The 658-nt window shown below is 40.0% G+C and carries 1 protein-coding gene; it reads left to right on the top strand.

Annotated elements, in window-relative coordinates:
- Positions 1-426 (top strand): hypothetical protein (locus GVN22_RS27555; protein ID WP_166554187.1); only part of this gene is annotated, 426 nt, incomplete at its 5' end.
- Positions 427-658: the final 232 nt, after the last annotated feature.

The following is a 658-nucleotide window of genomic DNA, read 5'->3' as shown; positions in this document are numbered from 1 at the left end:
AGTGATATTATCGCTAGTGTCAACTACAACGATGGTATCACTCGAAACATCAAAATCTTTCGGCATTTGGGTTTAACCTTTGCCTGTATTGCCGCCAGCAATGCGCCTGACAAGCTAATTCCAGTAGGAAAAGAGTACTTTATTCATGCAACCATTGTTCCCAAATTGAGTATTCTCAATGGATTTAACACTGAACACACTTCTTTGTTAGCTTCGGATGCAGACTTGATGGCAGTGGGTCTTAAAACTGGCACAACGCCTATGCAGTACACTCAACAGAACTTAGTGGATTTTCCGACTGAAGGTTATGTTGAGCCAGCTCCAGTAGCCATCGACAATGAGTTAGTTGTAAGGCTAATGGCATACTCGAAAAAGCTCCAGAACATTCTTGATGCTCGAAAAATCCCTTACGAGGGCTTTAAGTAAACCTAATCACTTTTCAATTTTTCTTTTAACTCCAAACCTCTTAACACAAGAAAATGGCATCTATTATCAATATCCATGCACTTGGTGCAATTAAACAAGGTGACGTAATTTTCGCATTCAAATTCAGCGAAACCAGTACTTGGACATTAGCTATCTGTGAAATCAACTCACAAAAAGTCCTTTTTGCCAAACATAGTAGCGGCAGCACCTTTGAACCAATGCACCTTTCTAA

The organism is Cellulophaga sp. BC115SP, assembly GCF_009905545.1.
Taxonomy (GTDB): Bacteria; Bacteroidota; Bacteroidia; order Cytophagales; family Spirosomataceae; genus Flectobacillus; species Flectobacillus rivi.
The sequence above is the reverse complement of the archived record's forward strand: the minus strand, read 5'-3'. Positions and strand labels throughout refer to the sequence as shown.